At 52.1% G+C, this 21,719-nt stretch carries 21 protein-coding genes; 5 read left to right on the top strand and 16 right to left on the bottom strand.

The annotated features are described in order from the left end of the window. Positions 1-34: 34 nt before the first annotated feature. Positions 35-436, bottom strand: a complete 402-nt coding sequence (locus tag C8E01_RS05660; RefSeq protein ID WP_116542395.1) for a hypothetical protein — start codon at positions 434-436, stop codon at positions 35-37. 38 nt (positions 437-474) lie between these two features. Then, on the bottom strand, positions 475-765 hold the full coding sequence (locus C8E01_RS05665) for a hypothetical protein (protein ID WP_116542396.1): 291 nt from the start codon (positions 763-765) through the stop codon (positions 475-477). Positions 766-1,091: 326 nt separating this feature from the next. Here C8E01_RS05665 and C8E01_RS05670 point away from each other — a divergent pair, with 326 nt between their 5' ends. Beyond that, complete coding sequence (locus C8E01_RS05670; RefSeq protein ID WP_116542397.1) at positions 1,092-1,358, top strand: hypothetical protein; 267 nt, start codon at positions 1,092-1,094, stop codon at positions 1,356-1,358. A gap of 67 nt (positions 1,359-1,425) precedes the next feature. Here C8E01_RS05670 and C8E01_RS05675 read toward each other — a convergent pair whose 3' ends face one another. The 3 genes from C8E01_RS05675 to C8E01_RS05685 all read right to left on the bottom strand — a co-directional run bounded on the left by C8E01_RS05675 (position 1,426) and on the right by C8E01_RS05685 (position 6,763). Beyond that, positions 1,426-2,316 (bottom strand): endonuclease/exonuclease/phosphatase family protein, encoded by an 891-nt coding sequence (locus C8E01_RS05675; protein WP_207774871.1) that lies wholly within the window; start codon positions 2,314-2,316, stop codon positions 1,426-1,428. A 386-nt stretch (positions 2,317-2,702) separates the two neighbouring features. Continuing rightward, positions 2,703-6,182, bottom strand: a complete 3,480-nt coding sequence (locus C8E01_RS05680; protein WP_116542398.1) for a class I SAM-dependent DNA methyltransferase — start codon at positions 6,180-6,182, stop codon at positions 2,703-2,705. 323 nt (positions 6,183-6,505) lie between these two features. Then, positions 6,506-6,763, bottom strand: coding sequence for a hypothetical protein (locus C8E01_RS05685; protein WP_116542399.1), 258 nt, complete (start codon positions 6,761-6,763; stop codon positions 6,506-6,508). A 381-nt stretch (positions 6,764-7,144) separates the two neighbouring features. Here C8E01_RS05685 and C8E01_RS05690 point away from each other — a divergent pair, with 381 nt between their 5' ends. Further along, positions 7,145-8,257: a sensor histidine kinase gene (locus C8E01_RS05690; RefSeq protein WP_116542400.1), complete on the top strand. Its 1,113-nt coding sequence runs from the start codon at positions 7,145-7,147 to the stop codon at positions 8,255-8,257. A gap of 17 nt (positions 8,258-8,274) precedes the next feature. Here C8E01_RS05690 and C8E01_RS05695 read toward each other — a convergent pair whose 3' ends face one another. The 6 genes from C8E01_RS05695 to C8E01_RS05720 form a co-directional block, all read right to left on the bottom strand. Next, positions 8,275-8,673, bottom strand: a complete 399-nt coding sequence (locus C8E01_RS05695) for a response regulator (RefSeq protein WP_116542401.1) — start codon at positions 8,671-8,673, stop codon at positions 8,275-8,277. 55 nt (positions 8,674-8,728) lie between these two features. Then, a complete protein-coding gene (locus C8E01_RS05700) occupies positions 8,729-9,685 on the bottom strand; it encodes a calcium/sodium antiporter (RefSeq protein WP_116542402.1) in 957 nt (318 codons plus the stop codon). 65 nt (positions 9,686-9,750) lie between these two features. Beyond that, positions 9,751-10,218, bottom strand: coding sequence for a COG2426 family protein (locus tag C8E01_RS05705; RefSeq protein ID WP_116542403.1), 468 nt, complete (start codon positions 10,216-10,218; stop codon positions 9,751-9,753). Between the two features lie 33 nt (positions 10,219-10,251). Beyond that, complete coding sequence (locus tag C8E01_RS05710; RefSeq protein ID WP_165820571.1) at positions 10,252-11,388, bottom strand: hypothetical protein; 1,137 nt, start codon at positions 11,386-11,388, stop codon at positions 10,252-10,254. A gap of 48 nt (positions 11,389-11,436) precedes the next feature. Continuing rightward, a complete protein-coding gene (locus C8E01_RS05715; RefSeq protein WP_116542404.1) occupies positions 11,437-12,861 on the bottom strand; it encodes a dicarboxylate/amino acid:cation symporter in 1,425 nt (474 codons plus the stop codon). A gap of 21 nt (positions 12,862-12,882) precedes the next feature. Further along, the gene (locus C8E01_RS05720; protein ID WP_116542405.1) at positions 12,883-13,113 is read right to left on the bottom strand and encodes a Sec-independent protein translocase subunit TatA/TatB; all 231 of its coding nucleotides are present in this window, start codon (positions 13,111-13,113) and stop codon (positions 12,883-12,885) included. Positions 13,114-13,243: 130 nt separating this feature from the next. On the opposite strand from C8E01_RS05720, the gene C8E01_RS21600 reads away from it, so the two are divergent. After that, the gene (locus C8E01_RS21600) at positions 13,244-13,384 is read left to right on the top strand and encodes a hypothetical protein (RefSeq protein ID WP_165820572.1); all 141 of its coding nucleotides are present in this window, start codon (positions 13,244-13,246) and stop codon (positions 13,382-13,384) included. Here C8E01_RS21600 and C8E01_RS05725 read toward each other — a convergent pair. The 4 genes from C8E01_RS05725 to C8E01_RS05740 form a co-directional block, all read right to left on the bottom strand. Beyond that, on the bottom strand, positions 13,381-13,767 hold the full coding sequence (locus tag C8E01_RS05725) for a hypothetical protein (protein WP_207774872.1): 387 nt from the start codon (positions 13,765-13,767) through the stop codon (positions 13,381-13,383). The two genes, C8E01_RS21600 and C8E01_RS05725, sit on opposite strands and share 4 nt — an antisense overlap. Positions 13,768-13,921: 154 nt before the next feature. Next, positions 13,922-14,971 (bottom strand): c-type cytochrome, encoded by a 1,050-nt coding sequence (locus tag C8E01_RS05730; protein WP_116542407.1) that lies wholly within the window; start codon positions 14,969-14,971, stop codon positions 13,922-13,924. 119 nt (positions 14,972-15,090) lie between these two features. Next, on the bottom strand, positions 15,091-16,746 hold the full coding sequence (locus C8E01_RS05735; protein WP_116542408.1) for a bifunctional metallophosphatase/5'-nucleotidase: 1,656 nt from the start codon (positions 16,744-16,746) through the stop codon (positions 15,091-15,093). A 287-nt stretch (positions 16,747-17,033) separates the two neighbouring features. After that, positions 17,034-17,387: a hypothetical protein gene (locus C8E01_RS05740; protein WP_133242730.1), complete on the bottom strand. Its 354-nt coding sequence runs from the start codon at positions 17,385-17,387 to the stop codon at positions 17,034-17,036. Positions 17,388-17,595: 208 nt separating this feature from the next. On the opposite strand from C8E01_RS05740, the gene C8E01_RS05745 reads away from it, so the two are divergent. Next, positions 17,596-19,044 carry a bifunctional metallophosphatase/5'-nucleotidase gene (locus tag C8E01_RS05745; RefSeq protein WP_243409445.1) on the top strand — a complete coding sequence of 483 codons (1,449 nt, stop codon included), beginning with the start codon at positions 17,596-17,598 and terminating at the stop codon, positions 19,042-19,044. A gap of 56 nt (positions 19,045-19,100) precedes the next feature. After that, positions 19,101-20,729 (top strand): bifunctional metallophosphatase/5'-nucleotidase, encoded by a 1,629-nt coding sequence (locus C8E01_RS05750; protein ID WP_116542410.1) that lies wholly within the window; start codon positions 19,101-19,103, stop codon positions 20,727-20,729. Between the two features lie 73 nt (positions 20,730-20,802). On the opposite strand, the gene C8E01_RS05755 is transcribed toward C8E01_RS05750, so the two are convergent. Next, entirely contained in the window at positions 20,803-21,531 is a 729-nt protein-coding gene (locus C8E01_RS05755) for a VIT1/CCC1 transporter family protein (protein ID WP_116542411.1), read from the bottom strand. Between the last annotated feature and the right edge of the window lie 188 nt (positions 21,532-21,719).

Consider the following 21,719-nt stretch of genomic DNA (forward strand, 5'->3'; position numbering starts at 1 on the left):
TCAAAGGGAGTTCTTAAGCACAGCAGCGACCAAGCTAAACCTTTCCTTCGCGCACAGGCAGCGGATGCTGAAAAAGCGTGAGGCCGAACCAGGCGGCCAGACCGGCATACACGGCGCACAGGATCCAGAGCAAAACCGGCTGCTCCGGATGGCGGAACAGGAACTTGAGCAGGGCCATCGCACCGATGAAAAAATGAGCGAAGTTGGCGATGCAGATCGGCCTGTTGTAAATGCCGCCGATCAGACTGCCTTTGGCCATCCAATTGAGCATGGCAAAGCCCAGGTATAGCGCGCCCACCACTTGCAGCAGCACCACATCAAGCGGACCCGGCTCCGAGCCCAGGTATACCGCCAGCTCTTCGGGCAGGAAAGTGAAGGCTATACCTAGGACTGCTAGCACAGCGGCACTAAAGGTCATCATGATTTTGGTTTGCATGGGTTATGTGTCGGTTAAAGGGTATGGTCAGTTCTTGTTTAATCAAGCAATTCATGAAGTGAAAAACTGACTACCTCCCCATCCAACCACATCGTTTCACCTGGTTTTATCGCCTCTTTAGAATAGCCATGGTGGGAGTCGAATACTTCACCTATTTTCCAGTAGTTTCCGCATTTGCAGCACTTAAAGATAGTCAGTTTTGAATGCCCGCCTATCCATTTATCGGTTTTTAATACCTTCTCTTCTTGTAGCATCCAGGCTTCGCAGGTCAGGCGTCTGATGCTACCCTGGCCAGGCTCAAAATTGCAGTAGGGATTCTTAATCGGCATTGATTTATCTTATAATCTATATTTCCTCTGAGAGCACTTCAACCGTCATACCGTCCACCGTTATTGTTATTTCAGGCGCTAGCGAGAAATCCGCACGATAAAGTAAGTCGCTTATGATTAACAGACAGATTGCAAACCCGGAAAAGCGGCCGAGTCCTGGAGTCGCCATTCTTATACCTTAACTACCGCTGTACGTCTGGCTGGTTAAATCCGCTTTATAGGTTGCTACTTCAGTTGTCTGTATAAAGCCGCGGGCCCTTCGTGTGCGCTGGTACGGTAGCTGCATATTAGCGTGGTATCTTAGCAACGAAAATCACCTTATCCGAATGAAGAAATTACTTTATGTAGCGATCGCTTTAAGCGCTATATCCTGCACTTCAGACAATAACCTGGAAGACACCTTTTACAATGTAGTGGAATCCGGCACCACGATGGTCATTGACTCGCTGCACCATACGGCCAACAAGGAGCTGAAGCGGTATACCGGAATCGACTCGCTGGCTAACAAGATCGGTGCGGCCGACACCATAAACGTGGAGCGCGAAATAGAGCGCGGCGTTAAACGGAGAATCATCGAAGAACTCTCAAAATAACGGCACTGTAGGTAGCGCCTTTAACCGCCTCTTCACCGCAAGAGCAGAGAGAACCCGCCAGGGCTGCCTACTCCACTATAGTAAGCTTTACAAAGATAGGGAAATGGTCGGAGCCGAACTTCGGAAGCCGTTCCATTTCCAGCACCCGAAACTCTCCTGACACATACACATGGTCGAGCGGGTAGCGCAACAGGATGTTATGTGCGCCGAATGAGTTGTAAAGGCCCCTGCCGACCCGCACATCCCTGAGCCGGCTTTGCGTGTTGAACAGACGCGACGTGTGCGACCAGGCCACATCATTGAAATCGCCGGCCACCACGGAGGGCACACCCGTTTGGCTAACCATCTTGCCTACTTTCAACAGCTCCACTTCATCTGTACCCATATTATCCGGGTGCTTGCTGGGTTTAGGAGGCACCGGATGCATCGCGTGCAGTATGAACTCCGCTCCGCCTGGCAGCACTACTTTGGTATGGATGGAGGGCACCGTCTCGTGCTTCAGAAACAGGATGCTGGTTTCCTTCAGGGGAAGTTTGGAGTACAGTACCATGCCGTAGGTGTTGTCAAGCGGGTAGGAAACCACATGCGCATACCGATGCCGGAGCTGGCTGATTTGGTCCTCCCACCACTGGTCCGTCTCCATGGCCAGCACCAGGTCAGGGTCTGCCTCCTGCACAATCCGCAGGAACTCGTCTGCCTTCCGGTTTTTCATCCAGACGTTGGCGACCAGCAGGCTAAAGGTTCGTTCTTCCTGCACGGCCAGGGGCTCAGCGGATGCTACCGCTTTATCGGATATAGGGGTATAGGGCAGGATGAAGGTGGACTGAATCACGATAGCGCTTAGCAGCCCCACCAAAAAGGCCACGGCAGGATAACCCCATTTCTCGTTGATCGGGATGAAAAGAACCAGGCAGAGGAGCAGCCCCGTCAGTACCTGCACTCTTGGGAAGTCGAGCACTTTGATGTACCAGTAGGTTATGTTGTAGAGGAGGGATAGGAGTGTGACCAGTATAAGGACGGTGCCAAAAAACCAGCGTAAAGTAGAAAGCGATTTTTCTGGCGATTTTCATGTAGCCTTTTTTACAGCAAGATCTGGGTTTAGGTTGTTAAGTAGCCGTGTACCAGGGGCGTTTGGGGGCGGGATGCATCGGCAAGGGCAGGCTCGCTCATGCCGGAACCGCTAAAAACCCTATCAAATACCTAGTCCTGCACAGGATGCTGCATATAGCAAAACCTCGCGGCGTCTTTGGGACCTGCAGGGGCTTGCTGCCAGGGAGAGCAGCAGGATACAGGCCAGACGCTCGCAGGAGCTGCGCACGCTGCGAGGTCTTTACCGCCTGATGCTTACTTCACATACTGCTCCTGCTCGGTTTTTCGCAGTAAGCCCAGGCCATGCAACGTTTGCAGCAGGCTGTCGATTTGCTGGAGGCGCTGGCCTTGCTGTGGCTTGGCGACGGGCTTGAACTGGAAGAGCAGGTCTTCGGCCGTGGCTGGGCGCTCGTGCAGCTGCAGGGCGCGTTGCACGGCCTGCGCCTGTTCCGAAAGCGTTTTTGGCCAAGCCAGCACTTCTTTGGCAGTGGCTTTGGCGGCTTTGGTTTTAGTGCTGAGTCCGATCTCGGTTTGCTGCGTGCCCTGCGGATTCTGGTACTCGGGGCGAAGCCAGCGCACCAGACCGCGTGCCTCTTCGGCGGCGCGTTCTTTGTTGAGGGCCACGAGACGCTCGAGGATTTCCTCTTCGGGGAGGTTGGCGGGCCAGCCGTAGGCGGCGGCCACGGCGGCATCGAGCTCGGTGTGAAGTTGCAGCAAAATACTCACCAGCCCCTGCTCGTGGGTTTTCTGCTCTTTGGCCGAAAGTGCCTCGCCCGACCGCAGTTTCTCGAGCACGTTATACATGTCGGTGATGGTGAGCGTAGGGTGCTGCGCCTGCCGCTGCTTGCGGTGCGCATCCAGCTGCTCGGCTATACCTCGGATCTGCTCTTTCTGCGCTTCGGTTGGGGTAGGGAAGGGGAAGGTGTCGAAGCAAAGTGTTTTGTTATATACAGGTCTGTCTTCTAATGAGCCTCCAGCTGCAAGAGACCATATTTTATGGATATTTGAAGATAAAATACCTAAATGATGCCCTTCAGACAAAGCAATAACTACCAATCTATTATCTGGTAAAATATCAGCATCTAGGAAGGTAAATATATTGTGTTTTGCAGTTTCTAGAGTAGCAATATATCTATTTAAACCCTTCAGATATTTTCTTAGCTCTGTACGAGGTTTTCCAAAAAGCCACCACAGTTTGGCATATCCTGCACCATCTTTTGAATGTGACTTTGCATCTCTTTCTGGTTTAACTCGCTCTAGTAACCATTGATAAGCTTCTGGATATTGTTGAAGCACTTCTTGGGCTGTTAAACCATAGAAATCAATAGCCATAACTTCCCGCGGAGTACTAGTTAAATCTTTACCGTTTCTGTAGATTCTTATATGTTTCTCTAAGCCAGGGATTTTTCCTAAACCTAATGATTTTGCTTCTTCTTTCGTAACTATAAAGCCAGAACCAATGAGTTGTACACCTCGACCACCTAACAGTAAATTTGATTGTAAAGGTATAGCAGATGACACTTCAGCACCCACAATTAGGTTTGGCTGGATTTTGCCATCTTTCTCCATAAATGTGACTAAAACTTCAAGCCCATCTGTTTTATACTCGGAAGTTACTGTCAGTAGTCTGCCACTCACTTCCCCTTTCTCAGCAACAGTCATTGCAATGTCTACTGCTGCACCATCTGCGCTATCTACCCATGGATGGTCAGGTATAGCAAGAGTTATAGATAGTGGGCTTTTGGCTTGCATCTGCGCTTCTATCACTCGGCGGTTAAAAGTCTGCTTAATGCTATTTGTCGTAATGAAGCCAAAACGTTCAGCTTTATCAGCACGAACAGTTTCTGCTGCCTTGTGCCACCAGTACATCACGAAGTCAGCACTATCAGGTACAGCGCCTTTGTATACCTTGCGCAGTGCTTCAGTATAGCCATCTCCCAAAGCTTCGCGCATGCGGGCAGGTCCAATAAACGGCGGATTGCCGACTATAAAATCGGCTTCGGGCCAGGAGGCGGGTTTGGGGTCGAGGTAATCGTAGACGATGGTGCGGGCGGTCTCGTCGGGCACTTCCTGTCCGGTAACCGGGTGCTGTTTGGTGCTGTGGCCGTCCCAGCGGGTGACGGGCTGTCCGTTGCTGTCGAGGCGTGGTACTTTGTCGGTATAGCTCAGCACCGCGTCCTGCTGTTTGATGTTGCCGTACTCGCGCAAGATCGGGTTGCTGAGGCGGGTGGCCGAGCCATGCGCCCGGAAGTGCCACTGCAGGTAGCCGATCCAGAGCACCACATCGGCAATGGCCGCCGCGCGCGGGTTTACCTCCAGGCCCAGCAGCTGCGCCGGCGTCACGGTATAGCCGCCCGTCATGTCGAGGCCCAGCTGGCGCGGGAAGTGGTCGAGGTGCTCTTTTACCTCACCCTCCAGACGCTTGAGGTGCTCCAGCGTCACGTACAGGAAATTGCCGCTTCCGCAAGCCGGGTCCAGCACGCGCACCGAGCACAAACGGCGGTGGAAGGCTTCAATTTCTTTTCGGGCACCTTCCTCGTCGCCGCTGTCTTCGAGTATGGCCGAGGCTGTGCGGGCCGCTTCCCACTCTTCGCGCAGCGGCTCAATCACGGTCGGCATCACGAGGCGCTCCACGTAGGCGCGGGGCGTGTAGTGGGCACCCAGTTTGTGGCGCTCGCGCGGCTGCAACGCCCGCTCCAGCAACGTACCGAAAATGGCAGGCTCCACCTCGGCCCAGTCGGCTTCGGCGGCCAGTATGAGCAAGTCGAGTTGCGCCGCCGAAATGGGCAGCGCCTCGGGCTCTTTAAACAGATAGCCGTTGAACTGCGGAATGACCGTGCGCAGGGCCGGGTCGAATCCGCCTTTGTCCATGTTCTTCCACAGTGCCTGCAACGCATCGGGGAAGTGCTCGATGTTGTGGCGGTAGTCCTGCAGCAGTTTGGTGAACGAGTTGTCGGGCAGCAACTGCACATCCTCAGCAAACATGGTAAAGAGGCAGCGCATCAGGAAACCCGACACCTGCTCAGGCGTGTGGCCGGCCCCTTCGAGCGAGGCCGCCAGCTTCGCCAACCGCTCGGCCAGCTCTCTGGTAACACGGGCTGCACGACGACTCGGGTCCAACTCCAGCGGCTCGGTAAAGAGCAGGCGCAGGCGCTCGCGCACCTCCGTGCGGTGCAGTTCGTCGAGGGTAATTCTATAGTTTTGCGGATCGGGGAAAGGCACATAGGTCTTGCCCTGCCGCGCAAAGTCAGCATACAGATCAATGCAATAGCCCACGTCCACCACGGCCAGAAAAGGTGGCCATCCCTCGGTGGTGGGCAGGGAGCGGGCGTAGCGCAGGGCCTGTTCCTTGGCCTTTTTCATCTCGCGCTCCCAGGTACGGGTGTCGCGGGTAGCGGTGCCTGTTTTGGTTTTGATGCGCTCGCCGCCCAGCTGTTCAGCCTCCGTTATACCTGCCTTGTCAGCGCCCTGCTTGGCCTCCAGCACAAAGCAGTCCTTCTTGTAAAGGTCTATGAAGTTGGTACTCGTCTTGCCCTCGCCATCGTCAAACACCACGGGTCGCTCAAAGGTATAGGTCGCCTCGTGCACCTTGTCCGTAGCCGGCATCGGCTTCTCCACGCCCAGCAGCTCGCACAGCTCCGTCAGAAAAAGCTGGTAATTAGCACGTTCGGAAGCGCCGGAAGCTTTCCAGCGGGTGATAAAGGTATGGATGGCAGGAGTGGGGGTGTGGGGCATGGTTTGTTTCCTTTGGCTGCAACTGTAACAGTATGCAGTTTAGGAAAATTTGGGGAGAAAGTATAGGGGATTTGCTATTTAATGTGAGCAGCTTACGTATACCCTACGCTGGTTTGAAATCCGCAGAATGGGTAGGAACAAAAAAAGCCTGGCGCACCAGGGGCCAAGCTTTTCTTCTCTGGGAAATTACATGTATTACGACAAGCCTATAGGTAACGTTCAGTTGCAGCTGCTTATTCGTTCCTGTCCCTTGCGGTAGTCGTGATGTTATTGTTGGCATCAATGGCAATATCAAAAGGGATTCACACAACGAGCATTTGTTGTTATTCTGGTGCGTTTGCCTGAGCAGAAGAAACCAGCTTTTGGAGTTTGCTTATCCCATTGGTATCAATTTCTTCGCCCTCGCCTGAGACAGAGCGTAGTTGCGTGATGATGCTTTGGTCAGTGATAAACATTCGATCTTTGTACAGACCGTCTTTAAAAAAACGGCAATAGAGACGCTCATCACCTATATAAGTAAGAACTATTAGATTGCATTCGCAGGATTCGAGTTTTTGTAAAAACTCAGTTAATTCACTCATGCTTTCGGGACGGTAAAAAGGTAGTTACGTGTTAAACGGATTTTAAAGCAAAAGAAATAATACATTAAAAGCTTAAACTATAACCTTTCGAATTAAAAAGAATGACAAATATAGGACAAAACAAATTATAGTAAAGAGATTAAATTGCTTTTACCTACTCCTGACTGGATCAGAAACCCAGTGTAGCCCACATAAAGCAGCCGAAAAACGATATTTTACCAACTGGCAAGCTGCAGACCGCAAACTGTGACTATGAAGATGTAGAGCCGCAATCTAGCTAAAAACTTACAAACCTCCTCCTTTGTTTTGCGTTACTAAGCTCTATATCATCAGCTTGTTACCAAACCAGCAGCCGATGAACGTACCCCAGTATGATTAAGAATGAAGTCAAAGTATTTTAGTGAAAGCATCACCTCCACTTTCATAGAGCAGGTGAAAGAATACGCCATTTTCGCGATGGACGTGAACGGTGTGATCGAGACCTGGAACGAGGGAGCGAGTCGCATGAAAGGATATGAGGCGGAGGAGGTCGTAGGCAAGTTTTACGGCATGCTGTTTACCGACGAGGACAGGGCCAACCACAAACCCGAGGAGGAGCTGAAAGCGGCCAAAGAGCAGGAGCAGTTTAAAACCGAGGGCTGGCGGCAAAAGAAAGATGGCTCCTTGTTTTGGGCCAACATCACGCTCACCCCCATCTACAACGAAAAAGACGAGCTGATCGGCCTGACCAAAGTAACCCGCGACCTCACCGACAAACGCAAGTCCGACGAGAATTTAATGCAGAAGCACGACGAACTGGTTACCACCAACCGCGACCTGGACAATTTTATCTATACCGCCTCGCACGACCTCAAAGCGCCCATCCTGAACATCGACGGCCTGGTGCAGCGCCTGGTATACCTCTTCGAGCAGAAATCCATCAAAGACCCTGAGTTGGAGGAGCTGGCCGGTCACATTCAGTCATCCGTCTGCCGTTTCAAAGCCACCATAGAGGACCTGACCACCATCAGCCGCCTGCAACGCAGCATTGAGGTGGAGAGTAACCAGGAGCAGGTGTTGGTGGAGCCTGTGTTTGACGACATCATGTCCGATGTAGAGTTCCTGTTCGAGCAGTTTGACTTCGCTTGCCAGATGCAGCGCGACTTCAACGTGAAATCGATCAAGTTCTCGCGCAAGAATTTCCGCAGCATTCTCTACAACCTCATCAGCAACGCGATCAAGTACCGCTCTCCCGAAAACGCATGCACCATTAAAGTGAGAACGTATCAGGAGGAGGACTGGACCGTGCTGTCAGTAAAGGACAACGGATTGGGGATGTCACCTGAGAACCAGAAAAACCTGTTCACCATGTTCAAGCGCTTCCACGACCATGTGGAGGGTTCCGGTATCGGGCTTTACATCATCAAGCGCATCGTGGACAATGCCGGAGGCAAGATCGAAGTAAAATCCCATGTAGGGGATGGAACGGAGTTTAAGGTATACTTCAAAAATTAGGCGCTATACCTGTCAGGCTAGTCGGTCAGTAAATTTACCAGCGTTTGCTTTGTAAGGGGTTTCGATTGGTAGTTCACAAAGTCAATGACATCCAGCTGGTCCAGGTCCCTTGGGCTGCTCGAAGTTGTCAGCACCGTTATGCGGCTTGGGTATAGCTTCGGGTAATTGTTGCGCTCGTACTGCTCCAGAAAGCGAAAACCATCCATTACGGGCATGTTCAGGTCTACCAGAATCGCATAAGGAACGGCATTCGCGGCCAGGGCCTTCTCCAGAAAAGTCAAAGCCACTTTCCCGTTCTCGCACGTCACCACCTCAAACCCTTTGTTCAGGTCCTTGATCAGTGACTTGTGCAGATAGTTGGTTACCACATCGTCATCGATCAGCAAAATGTACTTTCCTTTCGGTATAGTTTTCATCGTTGTTCTTCTTCAACTCAAAATAAAATTCATCTTCCGGAGAAGGCAAAAACAATTACTCCTGGCTGATCAGCAGTCCAATATAGCCTACATACAGCAGCAGGAATACGATACCTTCCCAGCGGGTAAGCTGGCGACCCCTGCCTGTGAAAATGAAGATGAATAACAACAGTCCGGCGGCAATGTTCATGAAAATATCGGTAAAGGCAGCAGGAGCCACCTGTAGCGGCGTCACAACGGTAGATACGCCCAGGATCAGGAAAATGTTGAAGATGTTTGAGCCCACCACGTTGCCGATCGCGATGTCTACGTTCTTCTTGCGCACCGCCACCACCGAAGTGGCCAGTTCGGGCAGCGATGTACCCACCGACACGATCGTCAGGCCGATGATCCGCTCTGAAAGGCCAAAGGCCTGCGCAATGGCCACAGCGCTGTCTACGATCAGTTTTCCGCCCAGCACCAAACCACCCAGACCCAGCACAATAAAGAGGATGGACTTGAGGTAGGTATAGTCTTTGGCTTCGGTTTCTTCGTCGTCGTTGCCGCTTTTCGCGATCATCAGGTTGTACACCAGGAAAATGCAGAAGAACAGGAGCAGGAGCAGACCATCGGACCTGGAGATAAGGTTGGAACCTGCGCCATCCAGCAACATATCGCTGGCCACGAAGTAGACCGCCACGGCAGCCAGCAGACTGAGCGGAATTTCAAGCCAGGTAGTGTTTCGTTTCACTGCAAGCGGGTAGATGACGGCACAAACACCCAGGATGCCCAGCACGTTGAAAATATTGCTGCCCATGATATTGCCCAGCACAATGTCGGTGTTGTTGTTGACGGCAGCGAACACGTTCACGACCAACTCTGGCGCCGAAGTGCCGAAAGCCACAATGGTGAGGCCGATCACGATGTTGGGTATACCCAGTTTTTTGGCCAGGGAAGAGGCCGCGTCCACCAGTTTGTCGGCGCCGAAAATAAGGGCGACGAAGCCGACCAGGAGAAGAAGAATGTTTAGCATGTCAGATGAATTATGGCTAAGCCACCAAGCAAGAATTGTTTTTTCGCTATGAAGGTAACGTAATTTTACGGAAAGGTTTTCAATCCCATGTTGCCCAGGTACGAACCGGCCGCCATGATGAGGCACGAGATGAGCACCCCGATGCTCACGGCCATGAAGGCCTTGTAGCGTTCGATCTTCAGAAAATAAGCCGCCAACGTACCCATGTAGGCACCTGTTCCGGGCAGCGGGATCATCACAAAGACCATCAGTCCCCAGAAACCATACTTTTGGATGTCGGCTCCTACGCCTTTCTTGGCTCTGCGGCCCAGTTTAATCACGCCTTTCTTGTAAGTTCGGTTAGGCCAGAGCTTTCTGCTGAACGATTCGATGAGCCAGGCCAGGAGCGGAAAAATGAGCAGGTTGCCGACAAGCCCGATCACGAACGCCCAGATGACGGGCATGTCGTTGAGCACGGCGTAGGGAATGCCCGCCCGCGCCTCCCCAAAAGGGGAGATGCTGAGCAGGAAAGTGTAAATCAGTATTTCTAACATAAAAGGGTAATCGAAAACGAACTGTTGGTCGGCTTATTTAAAGAAGAAGTCCAACAGTTCCTGCTGCATCACCGGATTGATGGCGACAGCCAGAATAACAGAAATGATCAGACCGATGGTCACCGAAAGTACGTCCTTGCCGATCAGTCGGAAGGTTTTGCCAAAGGCTGCAGAGGAGTCCTGTGCCCGGATGCGCATACCTAGTTCGCGGCCCGCCAGCAAGCCCACGAATACCCAGGTGGTGCTCATCGGCATGTTGTTCACTTCCTTGAAATAGTAGAGGATCAGGGCGTACACCAGGTCGATGATGGTGGCGCTGCGTACGTCCCGCACTTCAGATTTTTCGTTGATGATGTGCTGGATCTTGTCACCCTTCATGTAGAACAGGAAACCGAGCCCCAGGAAGATGAAGCCCGCAAAAGCCAGAAACTCGAAGCCGCCCAGCTGCCGCGGCAGGTATACGGCAATATTCGCCAGGTCCTGCACCAGCCAGATGTACCACAAAAAGCCGCTGATGAGCCACTGCGCCACCGTCCAGAGCACGTGCGCCTCGCCTTTGATAAAGCGCTTGATCACTTTGGAAAGCAGCAGGTAGATGACAAGAGCCGAGACAAAAGCCAGCACATACCCCGCCAGACTTTTGTTGATCATGCCCAGCACCGTCGCGCTCGTGGCCGTGAAAACGCTCAGCAGCATGAAGGTGGTTGAAACCGGGATGCGGAACCTGGTCAGCAGCAGCAGCACAATAGGAGAGGCCAGCTGCAGGTATACGAAGCTCTCCGGCGCCTTTTCGAGTCCGGGTGTTGTCAGTCGCTGGTAGGTCACGTCACCGTCGAACACGTACCAGCTGTAGGTAACAGTGCCCAGAAAGATAAGCCCCATGAACAGCCACTGCCAGTACCATTTTTTGTCTTCGTTGGACACAATGAAGGTACCGATGGTCTGGATACTGTCGTTGGCGATGGCCGAGTAGCCGGCAAAGGCAAAGCCCACCCACATGGCGATGCTCGGGTAAGGGTATACCATACCTGCCATAAAGAGCGAGAAAGCGATAAAATAGAGGAACTTCTTCTCTTTCTGGAAGATCAGGTCAAACTGGTTGTAGCGCTTCCTGAATTTATAAGGCTGAATAGGAGCCAGGTGCGGCCGTTTCTTTTTGGTCTTTGCCATTTGAAAATAAAGCTTTTACTAAAAATGGGTTTGAATTTGTGAAGGGCGCTAGGCGGGTACTTCTTCCTCTTTCCTGACTTCCAGATCCGGGTTCGTCGTCTCTACCAGCCCGGTTTCCGGCTGCGGGTCGAACTCGCCTTCCCAGCGGGCAACCACGGCGGTGGCCAGGCAGTTACCGGTCACGTTAATGGAGGTGCGGGCCATGTCCATGAGCTCGTCAATCCCCAAAATGGCAAACAGCGGCCACACCGGCAGGTTGAAGGAAGCGACCGTACCGAGCAGAATCACGAGCGAGGCACGCGGCACACCGGCCACGCCCTTGCTGGTGAGCATGAGCGTAAACACCATCAGCAACTGCTGTTCCCAGCTCAGGTCGATGCCCGCGGCCTGCGCCACAAACACGGCGGCCAGCGCCAGGTATAGCGTGGTGCCATCCAGGTTAAAGCTGTAACCGGTCGGCATCACGAAAGCCACAATGCGACGCGGTACGCCCAGTTTTTCCATCTCTTCCATGGCCCGCGGCAGCGCCGCCTCCGAACTGGTTGTGGCAAAGGCAATGGACACCGGACCGGAAATGGCTTTGAGGAAACGCACGATCGGGATGCGGGCGATGAGCGCTATCGGCAACAGCACCAGCAGCACGAAAGCCAGCAGCGCCACGTACAGCGTAGCCAGCAGTTGGAACAGGTTCACCAGGATGCCAAAGCCCATATGGCCCACCGTGTAGGCAATGGCGGCACCCACCCCGATCGGGGCGAAGTACATGATGATGTTCGTGAACTTGAACATGGTCTCAGAAAGGCTCTCGCAGAAGTCGAGCATCGGCTTGCGCTTCTTCTCCGTCACCATGGCCAGGCCAATGGCGAAGATCACGCTGAACACCACGATCTGCAGCACCTGTCCTTCGGCCACTGACTTGGCAATGTTCTCCGGAAACACGTGCAGGATGATGTCGGACCAGGTTTGTTTGACAGGCGCCTGAATCTCCTCGGTCTCGGCTATACCTGTCATGTCGATGCCCTCGCCGGCTTTGCTGATGTTAATGGCGGCCAGGCCGATGAACAGGGCAATGGTGGTCACCACTTCGAAGTACAGGAGCGCTTTCCAGCCCATGCTGCCGATCTGCTTCAGGTTGGCGTGTCCGGCTATACCTACCACCAGTGTGGCGAAGATGAGGGGCGCGATGATCGTCTTGATCAGTTTCAGGAACACCTTGCTCAGCACGTTGAGGTTTTGAGCTACCTGCGGAAAATCGTAGCCGATCTGGGCGCCGACCACCATGCTGATCAGGATCCAGGTGGTGAGGGAGCGCTTCTGCAGTCCGTAAAGCAGCAACACGCCTGTGCCGGCCCAGCGGATGGAGGTGAGCGCCCCGGCTGGCAGGGCGATGATTTCGTATTGCTGGAGCACCGTGAGGATAGCGGCAATGCTGATACAGATCAGGGTTACCAGCGGCAAATAGGCCTTCTTCATATAGCGAATTGAAAAGGGTGATTAATTGGAAGAAGAGTTTTTGGTCGGCCCCTGCTTGCCGTTTACCGACTTGTCGAGCTCGTCTTTGATCTCGTTGGTGGCGTCTTTGAACTCGCGTATGCCACGGCCCAGGCCGCGGGCCAGTTCAGGTATGCGCTTGGCGCCAAACAATAGCAGGATGGCGAATATGATGATGGTTACTTCAGCGCCCCCCAGGCTTCCTATGAAGGCGAAAATTCCGATGCTGTTCATCTATGATGTATGAATGAGTTTTGAGAAAACAAATAGGATTCAATGGCCCACTGGCAGCGAAAGGGCTGAAACAGAGAGCTTAAGCCGCCTTACAAAATGTAAAGCGCCACAACAGCCGCACCGCAAACGCTTGCAGCCGACAAAGAAGAAGGAAAGGGATCAGACAGGCTGCATGGCAGCCCTGGCTATACCTGCAGGCACCAGACGAGGCAATTATAAAATGCGCTGGGGCTGGTTTAGACTGATGGAGGGGAAAATACGGGAAACCTAGGGAGCCTGGGGCTGACTGGAAGTGTAGAAGAACTGGCAGAAGAAACTATCGCCAGGCGCCCGCGCTGCATAGGGGGGGATTGCCTGATTGCCTGAAAAGCGGATGACGTGTGTTCGGGGAGCAGTGGCTGCAGGCTGCAAACTGAAGGTTAGCGTCGCGGCTGTTCCTTCCTCGGCCAGGTACAGCATACCCGACTTCAGCCCGGTCACATTATTATCGGTGCTCACTGCCTCCTCCTGAACTATACCTGCCTGGTTGTGCTGAGCTGCTGCTGTTGCATCGTAGGCATACGTTGCCGTGCCAGGGAGCAGAACAGCCCAGAGCAGAGCAAGCGACATGATGAAATGTCTCAGAAAGCGGTATCCAGGCAGATTAAGAGCCATAAGCAACCGCAAATATACTACTAATTACAAGGATGCCAGTGATGTGGAAATTTAAATTTAGGGATTGAGGCAGGTGTGCACATTTTGTTTGGATCGATCTTAAAAACCAAAAAGCCTGCTCCAGTAGAGCAGGCCTTTCTATGGAAATACACGATTACTTTTTTCGGGCTGCTAAGATGGGTTTGTAAGGTCCATACTTGTGCTGGTTTTCGCTGAACCCATCGGTGTAGGGGCCAAAGGGGTGGTCAACTGGTTTCCTGGAGATATCCGGCCAGTCTTTGCTGATGTCTTTTTTCGGGCGGGGCATGGAGTTGATGTAAGCGGCCAGGTCCCAGGCCTCTTCGTTTGTCAGTATTGGATTGTCGTGCGTAGCGCCGAGGGGCATGTTGGCTTTCACGTAGCGGGCGAAGGTGGACACGCGGTACAGACCAGCGCCGTCGTTGTAGCTGTCCTCTCCCCACAGCGGTGGGTAGGTGTATTCGGAATTGCCAGCTGCTTTCAAGCCCTGTCCGTTGTCCCCGTGGCATACCTGGCACTGCTGCACATACACGGCTTTGCCTAGTTCCGGACTAGCCGCCCGATCCAGGTACTCCAGGTCAATTAACCCGGTACCCTTTGGTGTATCGCCTTTTGGCACGTCTTTTCCCACCCATTTGATGTAAACTACCATGGCCTGCATTTCAGCTGATTCCGGTTTGGGAGCTTCGCCGTTGAGGCTCCGCTCGAAGCAGTCGGAGACACGCTTTACCACGTCCTCTTCTGTGCCGGAGCGTGCCCGGAGCTTGGGGTAGGTGGAGGCCACAAGCGAGTAGTTGTTGCCAAAAGGTTTGGTGCCGGCGTCGAGGTGACAGTTCTGACAGTTCAAACCATTGGCGATCTGCAGCACGCTACCTTCCGGACCCAGGTACTCTGCGGTATGCGCCACGAGTTCGCGGCCGTACCGGATCTGATCGCCTTCGGGTGTGGCAGGTAGTGCTGCAAGGTCAGGAGCGCGCCACATTTCCTCTTCTGGCGGCGTGGTTACTGTAGGAGCCGAAGCCGGTGGCGCGGATTCGGTGAGGGCAGGAAAATTGATCTTGGTGCCGGTGAGTTCCAGGAACATGACAATGCCCAGCATCAGCATGACGGCAACAGCACTTAAACCTACGACGTTGGAAATTTTCAGCAGGAAGCTGATCACTTCACTTTCTTGATTCAGATTCATAGGAGCACAAATGTTTAAGGTGAGATGAAATCAAGTTAGCTGGTTATACCTTGTAAGTAAGTGACATAAGTCACCTGCAAAAAAAAGAGCGGAAAATTTAATTTCCCGCTCTTGCTGATTTATCTGAAGGTATAGTCTACGTTTGGCAGCTGCGACAGCACCGGATCTTCGAGGTCGAGGGCCTTGGCGCGGCCATCGATCTTCGGTGCTACCGTGCCATGGTGCTTCAGGTATTCGGCTATTACATCATGCACTGTGTAGTCGAGCACTTTCGGGTCTTTGGCGTTGGGCAGGCGGCAGAGCATGTGGTCCGGTTCGCCTCTGCGCAAACAGGCGGCCAGGGTATACTCTTTGTTCAGGTCCAGCGGCTTGCCACCTACCGTGATCGATTGCACCCGTTGTCCTTTTGGCGCATTGGCCTTGAAGGTCATTTCCATACCGGAGAAGCGCACCACCCAGCCACCGAAACGCTCCAGCGGCTTCTCGGCAAATACATTGTGCAACTCTTTTTCCATCCAGTCCTGTATCTGCTGACCGGTCGCTTTGCCTACTTTGGCATTTTCGTTCACGGGCAGCATGTTCCATACATCGCTCACGGTAATCGGCGCTTTACCGTCGGCGCCAGGCACGATCGGCGTGCTGAAACGGAAGCCGTTAGAGAAAGCGATATCAGCACCGGTCTTCCAGCGCAGGGCGTCGGTGATCATGTTATCCATGGCATTTTCTACGACCAGGTAACGGTAAAGCGGTTCGGAGGTATAGCCCAGCACCTGGTCCATCTCCTGTTTGTAAGGAGCCATCTGCTCTTCCACCACACGCTGCACTATTGGGTCAGCCGGGTATACGGCCGGGTCCACGTCAATCAGTTCGTAGCGCTGGCCTACAATTTTTCCGTCCTTCACGTCCAGGTCGAGGCGGCCCACAAAAGAGGCGAAGGCACCCGGCTCTACTACCTGCGCATACTTGCCCTGCAAAGGCTTGCGGATGCGCTCATGGGTGTCGTTGCCCAGGATGAAGTCAACGCCTTTGATCTGCTCCTGGTCGGCCAGGTATAGCTGCTTGGAGATGCCGAGGTGGGTCACCAGGAACAGGATATCCACGCCCTGCTCTTCTTTCAACTCTTTGATAAGGGGCTCGATGTTGTCTTCCAGTTGTTTGAAGATCAGTCCTTTGCTGAAAGAAGGGTTCTGGCGAATGGGTACTTCAGGGTCGTTGTAAGAAATAAAGCCGAGTTTTACGCCTTTTAATTCTTTTACGATGTAGGGAGGGTAGAGCATATCGGAGTTAGCCTCGTTGTAGATGTTGGCGCAGACTACCGGCTTGCCATAAGAAGCCAGCACGTCCTGCATTTTCTGGCTACCGAAGATCACCTCCCAGTTGCCCGGAATCAGGAAATCGTAATCCATGGCACTGATCACGGGGCCAAACACGGCTCCTTCTGACAGTGCGGCTACAGCACTGCCCTGTATCAGATCGCCGCCGTCCACGATCACGGTACCGCCCGGGTTCCCGGCTTTCACCTGCTTGAAAATGGTTTGGATATTGGCCACTCCGCCGCGCTCTTTGAACACGAACTCCCCGTTTTCGACAAACATTTCCTGGTGCGGCAACAGCTGTCCGTGAATGTCGGCTGTTTGCAGGATGGTGATGGTTTCAATGCCGTCTTCTTCCGTAGTTCGTGCCTCCTCGGTATTGCTGGACTGGCAGGAGGATGCAAAGGTAAGACCCAGGATGGGTATGGCGGATAGTATTAATCGTTTGAAATTGGTTTTCATGGTGCGGTAATAATTTTTTGAGTGGATTCAGAAGGGTATAAGCATTTGATTAGACCCTTTCGTGAAACAGCTGTTAATCACAAGTTGAATTGGATGCGCTCCCGGATACGCTTGTTCCCAGACAGTCTGTTTAGAACATCGGCACTTTCTTCTCCCACTGCCTTTAGCAGTTAGTCAGGGAAAGTTTAAATCCGGAAGAGTGAATTAGGTTTATGATCCGAAGGAAATTATCCGAATCATTTTTATCAGGTTTAGTGCGCGTTATTGGCTCTATATAAGCTCAGTAATCAGCCGAACCGGGGTGGGTCTGGTTCAGTCGGGGTGGTTTGGGAGTAGTAAGCAAAGGCCATATAGCCAGGCTCCTGGTACAGAGTACGTGGTGGGATAAAGCCAGCAGGAGTGCTGGCAGGAGTACAGAAGAGCTTCACATTGCAAAGCCGGATTTCAGCCTCTCCCTTCGGTTGTTCGGTACTATCGGCGTCGACCGCTACCGGGTGCTTGAAATCAACTGAGTTCAGTTCTGATGATGCAACCTTAGACTGGGCTTGCTGTCGAAGGCACACCTTTTTGATGGACACCCCCGCGTGAGCTCCTGGCAAAAAGCTAACGAAAGCCAGCGAGGAGAGATGTACAAATAACATCAGCAGGGACCATATTTTAAGGAGTTGCTTCAAACGGGCGTTCTGTTTATAAGGTATAAGTGTCTAATCTACAGTACTGTCATACAAATGTGGAGAAAGTAAAATAGCAATAGTGTGACAAAAGTCACAGGAAGAAAAATTTTATACCTGCTATTTGAAACTTGTGGCGGAGGAAGCCTCACAACTTGAATGTATCAACTAATTATCTATGAAAAAGAAAACAAAACTCACGCTACTACAGCTCAATGACAGTCACGCCTACCTGGAGCCGCACCAGGAAATGTTCTGGGAAAAAGGTGGCCAGGTATACCGCAGCGCAGGCGGATTTGCCCGCATAGCCGGTTACCTGCAACAACTGCGCAAAGCGCAAAACGGTGCAGTACTGGCCCTCGACTGCGGCGACACCTTTCATGGTACTTATCCGGCTGTGGACACCAAAGGCGAAGTGATGCTTCGGGTTTTGAACGCGCTGGGCCTCGCCGCCATGACGGCCCACTGGGAGTTTGCCTACGGACCAGCGCAATTCAAAAAGCTTACGTCGCAACTAAACTACCCGATGCTAGCCATCAATATTTATGACAAGCAGACCGGAGACCTCGTCTACAAGCCTTATATCGTGCAGGAGGTAAATGGACTGAAAGTAGGTATAGTAGGTATAGCCTGCAACATCGTGGACAAGACCATGCCGCCGCACTTTAGTGATGGGCTCAGGTTTACCCTCGGCAATGAAGAGCTGCCTGGTTACATTCAGAACCTGAGAGAAATAGATAAAACTGACCTGATCGTGCTGATCTCACACTTAGGCTTTCCGCAGAACATGAAGCTGCTTTCGGAAGTGGAAGGGGTAGATGTTTGCCTCAGTAGTCACACGCATTACCGCACATCCATACCAGCCAGGCAAGGCAACACCCTTGTCATAGAATCCGGCTGTCACGGCTCTTTCCTGGGCAGGCTGGACCTGACTTTAGAGAATGGAAAGATCACGCAATTTGAACATGAGTTAGTAGAGGTATCCGAACTATTGCCGGAGGACGAGCAGGTGAAGGAATTGGTGGAGGAAGCTATAGAGCCTTTCCGGGAAGAATTGAGTCAGCAGGTTGGAGCAACCAAAGTGGCCCTCGACCGCAATACCATTCTGGAATCAACGATGGACAATTTTCTGCTACAAAGCATGCTCGAGGCAACGGGTGCTGAACTGGCCTTCTCCAATGGCTGGCGCTACGGTGCTCCCATTGTGCCCGGCCCCATCACCCTGAACGACCTCTACAATATCATTCCGATGAACCCGCCTGTGCAAACGGTCAGCATTAGCGGTGAAGAATTGCTGAAGATGCTGGAAGAAAACCTGGAAAAGACCTTTGCACCGGATGCCTATAACCAGTTGGGCGGTTTTGTGAAGCGCAGTCTGGGCTTGAAAGCTTTCATTAAGATCGAGGCTCCAAAAGGCAACCGCATTCAAAAGCTTTTTATAAACGGCGAGGAACTGGACCCGCAGCGCAGGTATAAGGCTGCTTTCGTAACCGAACAGGGCGTTCCTGAAAAGTACGGAACGCAGCGTGAGACGACAGGTATAAAAGCAATTAAGGCCATGAAGCTATACCTGCAGAAACACTCCCCGGTTGATATCAGGCTGCTGGGCACTTTCAGCGCCGTGTAAATCAATGTGTTATTTCATAAAGCTAAGAGAATGCTTTTACCTAAACCTTTACCAACATGCTACTAAAAAGAAAGCACCTGATACCCGTGCTATTGACACCGTTTTTAATGGCGAGTGCCTGTACATCTTCCACAATTGAAACCACCACTGAAGCGACTGATATGGCAGAAGGAGATCATAAAACCATTACACTCCTGCATACGAACGACATGCATGGCTCTTACATGCCTTTTCGGACAACGGTTGATAACGCCACGGCGCAAACCGGTGATGCAGGCCGGGATACCTTGATCACGTTCGTTAAAGAAGCAGAGATTGGGGGCTTTGCCTATCTGTCAGCTGCTGTTAAAAAAGTGCGGCAGGAAAAGGGGGCAGAGAACGTGTTGCTGCTTGATGGCGGCGATACCTTCAGTGACGACCAGTTGGGCAGCCTGACAAGAGGGGAGGCCATGATCCGATTGATGAACTCGGTTGAGTACGACCTGATGGCACTCGGTAACCACGACTTTGACTATGGCCTGGAAAGAACCCGTGAACTGGCGGAAATAGCCAACTTCCCGATGCGGGCCGCCAACATCATAGACGAGAAAACACAACAACCGATCTTTGGTGAACCCTTTGTCCTATTTGAGAAACAAGGTGTCAAAATTGCCATCCTGACTCTCGGCTATCGTAACACACCCAAGACCGGCAACCCGGATAATGTGAAAGGGCTTCGTTTCAGTACCGGGCAGGAGGTAGCGCAACAGTATGTGCCAAAACTTCGCGAACAGGTAGATGTGGTCGTAGTCTTATCACATGAAGGTACGGCGGTGGATGAGAAGATGGCCCGCGAAGTAGATGGAATTGACTTGATCATTGGGGCACACAGCCACGACATCATCGAGCCGCGCAGGAAGATCGGGCAAACCTATGTGGTGCAGGCCATGTCAGATGCTGCTGTCTTAGGCGATACGGAACTCGTCATTTCAGGGAACAAACTGGTGGATGTGAAGGACCACTACCACTGGCTCTGGCATGATGAGTGGCAACCCGATCCGGAAGTGCAAGCCTTGGTGGATGAATTGAGAAAACCTCACCTGGCTAAATTGCAAGAGAAGGTAGTAGAGAGCCTTGATGTAATTGGCAGACAGTATAAATCGGAGAGCCCCTTTGATAAACTAGTTGGCAACCTGCTGCTGGAAGGTTATAAAGGCGATGTTGCGATCATGCCGGGTGTGGGTTACGGTATTTCGTTTAAACCCGGACCTGTCACCAGCGAAGAGGTATACAAACTGCTTCCACATCCTTCCAAAATCGTTACCCTGCAGATGACGGGCAAGCAACTCCGGCAAACCCTGGAGCAAGCCGCTAAGAACCTGAAACCAGATAATAAACTGGACGCTGTCGGAGGCCTGATTCAAACGACAGGTATAGCCTACCAGATGGACCTGACCAAGCCTGTAGGGCAGCGGATCAGCAACATGCAGATTGGCAACACGCCCGTAAGCGATGCTGCATCATTTAAAGTAGTCACGCACAACGGCTTGCTAACCGGCCTGCATAACTTCGACGAAATAGGGAAGGGCCAAAACATCAACAAAACAGAGAAGCCTCTGACGGAATTCATCATCGAAAAGCTGAAAGAAAAGAAGACGGTTACTATGCCAGAGAATATGGGTGAACTGAAGATTGTCAGAGAGTAAATAGAATCTGTTCCGATGAAAAAAGTCACACAATCTGCTTAGGTTGTGTGACTTTTCATTTCAGGTAAAGCGACTACATAAACACCTTTTCGAGCACATCACCCACAAAATAGGCCAGCATAGCGGCCATGCCGCCAAGCAGCAGTGTTTCGGCTATACCTGCCAGGATATTCCGCTCAGTCACAATGCTTTTAAGAGCACCGACAATCGTCATGGCTATACCAGTAAGCACACTCGAATAGAGGAAAAGTTCTGCGCCATCTATACCTGAATCGAGCCCGGCAAAGATGTAGGCCAGCAAGGGAATGGAGCCTACTATGATAAAGCTGATGAAAGTAACCGAAGCCGTTTTGATGGGCGTCTTGCCGTCTTTGGTCATCTCCAGTTCTTCTTTCATCATAGTATCCACCCACACGTCTTTGTCTGCGGTGATGACCTCGACTACCTGGTTCAGTAAATCGCCTTTGAAGCCTTTGGCCTCGTAAATCTCCCTGATTTCCTGTTTCTCCGTTTCACCCAGGTGCTCCACTTCCCAGTACTCGCGCGCTTTGTGCCTATCAAAATTGTCGCGCGAAGCTTTGGTGGAGAAGTAGTTGCCGACCGACATGGAGAAGCCATCGGCAATCAGGTTAGCCAGCCCGAGGATGATCACAACCGCTATCCCCAGATTGGCTCCCTCAGCGCCCGCCACTACGGCAAAGGTGGTAATAGCCCCGTCTATACCGCCATACACAAACTCCGAGATGTACTCTTTCTTGAAGAAAAGAATTTTGTCTTCCGATTGAACTTCGTGGTGTTGCATGGGGGAAGCTTAGGAGTTTGAGCGTTTGGGAGTTAACAAGTTAACAAAAATCAGCATGACTTCAAGATTTGTAGGGGTGGATTGATTTGTGAGAATTGTGTTTGTCTGAATCAGGATTTTCAGGATTAAAAGATTCACAGGATTTTAGTGCACGATTGTCATGCTCCTGGCGACTTAATTACCTCTCC

The sequence above is a fragment of the Pontibacter virosus genome, from assembly GCF_003096355.1.
Lineage (GTDB): Bacteria > Bacteroidota > Bacteroidia > Cytophagales > Hymenobacteraceae > Pontibacter > Pontibacter virosus.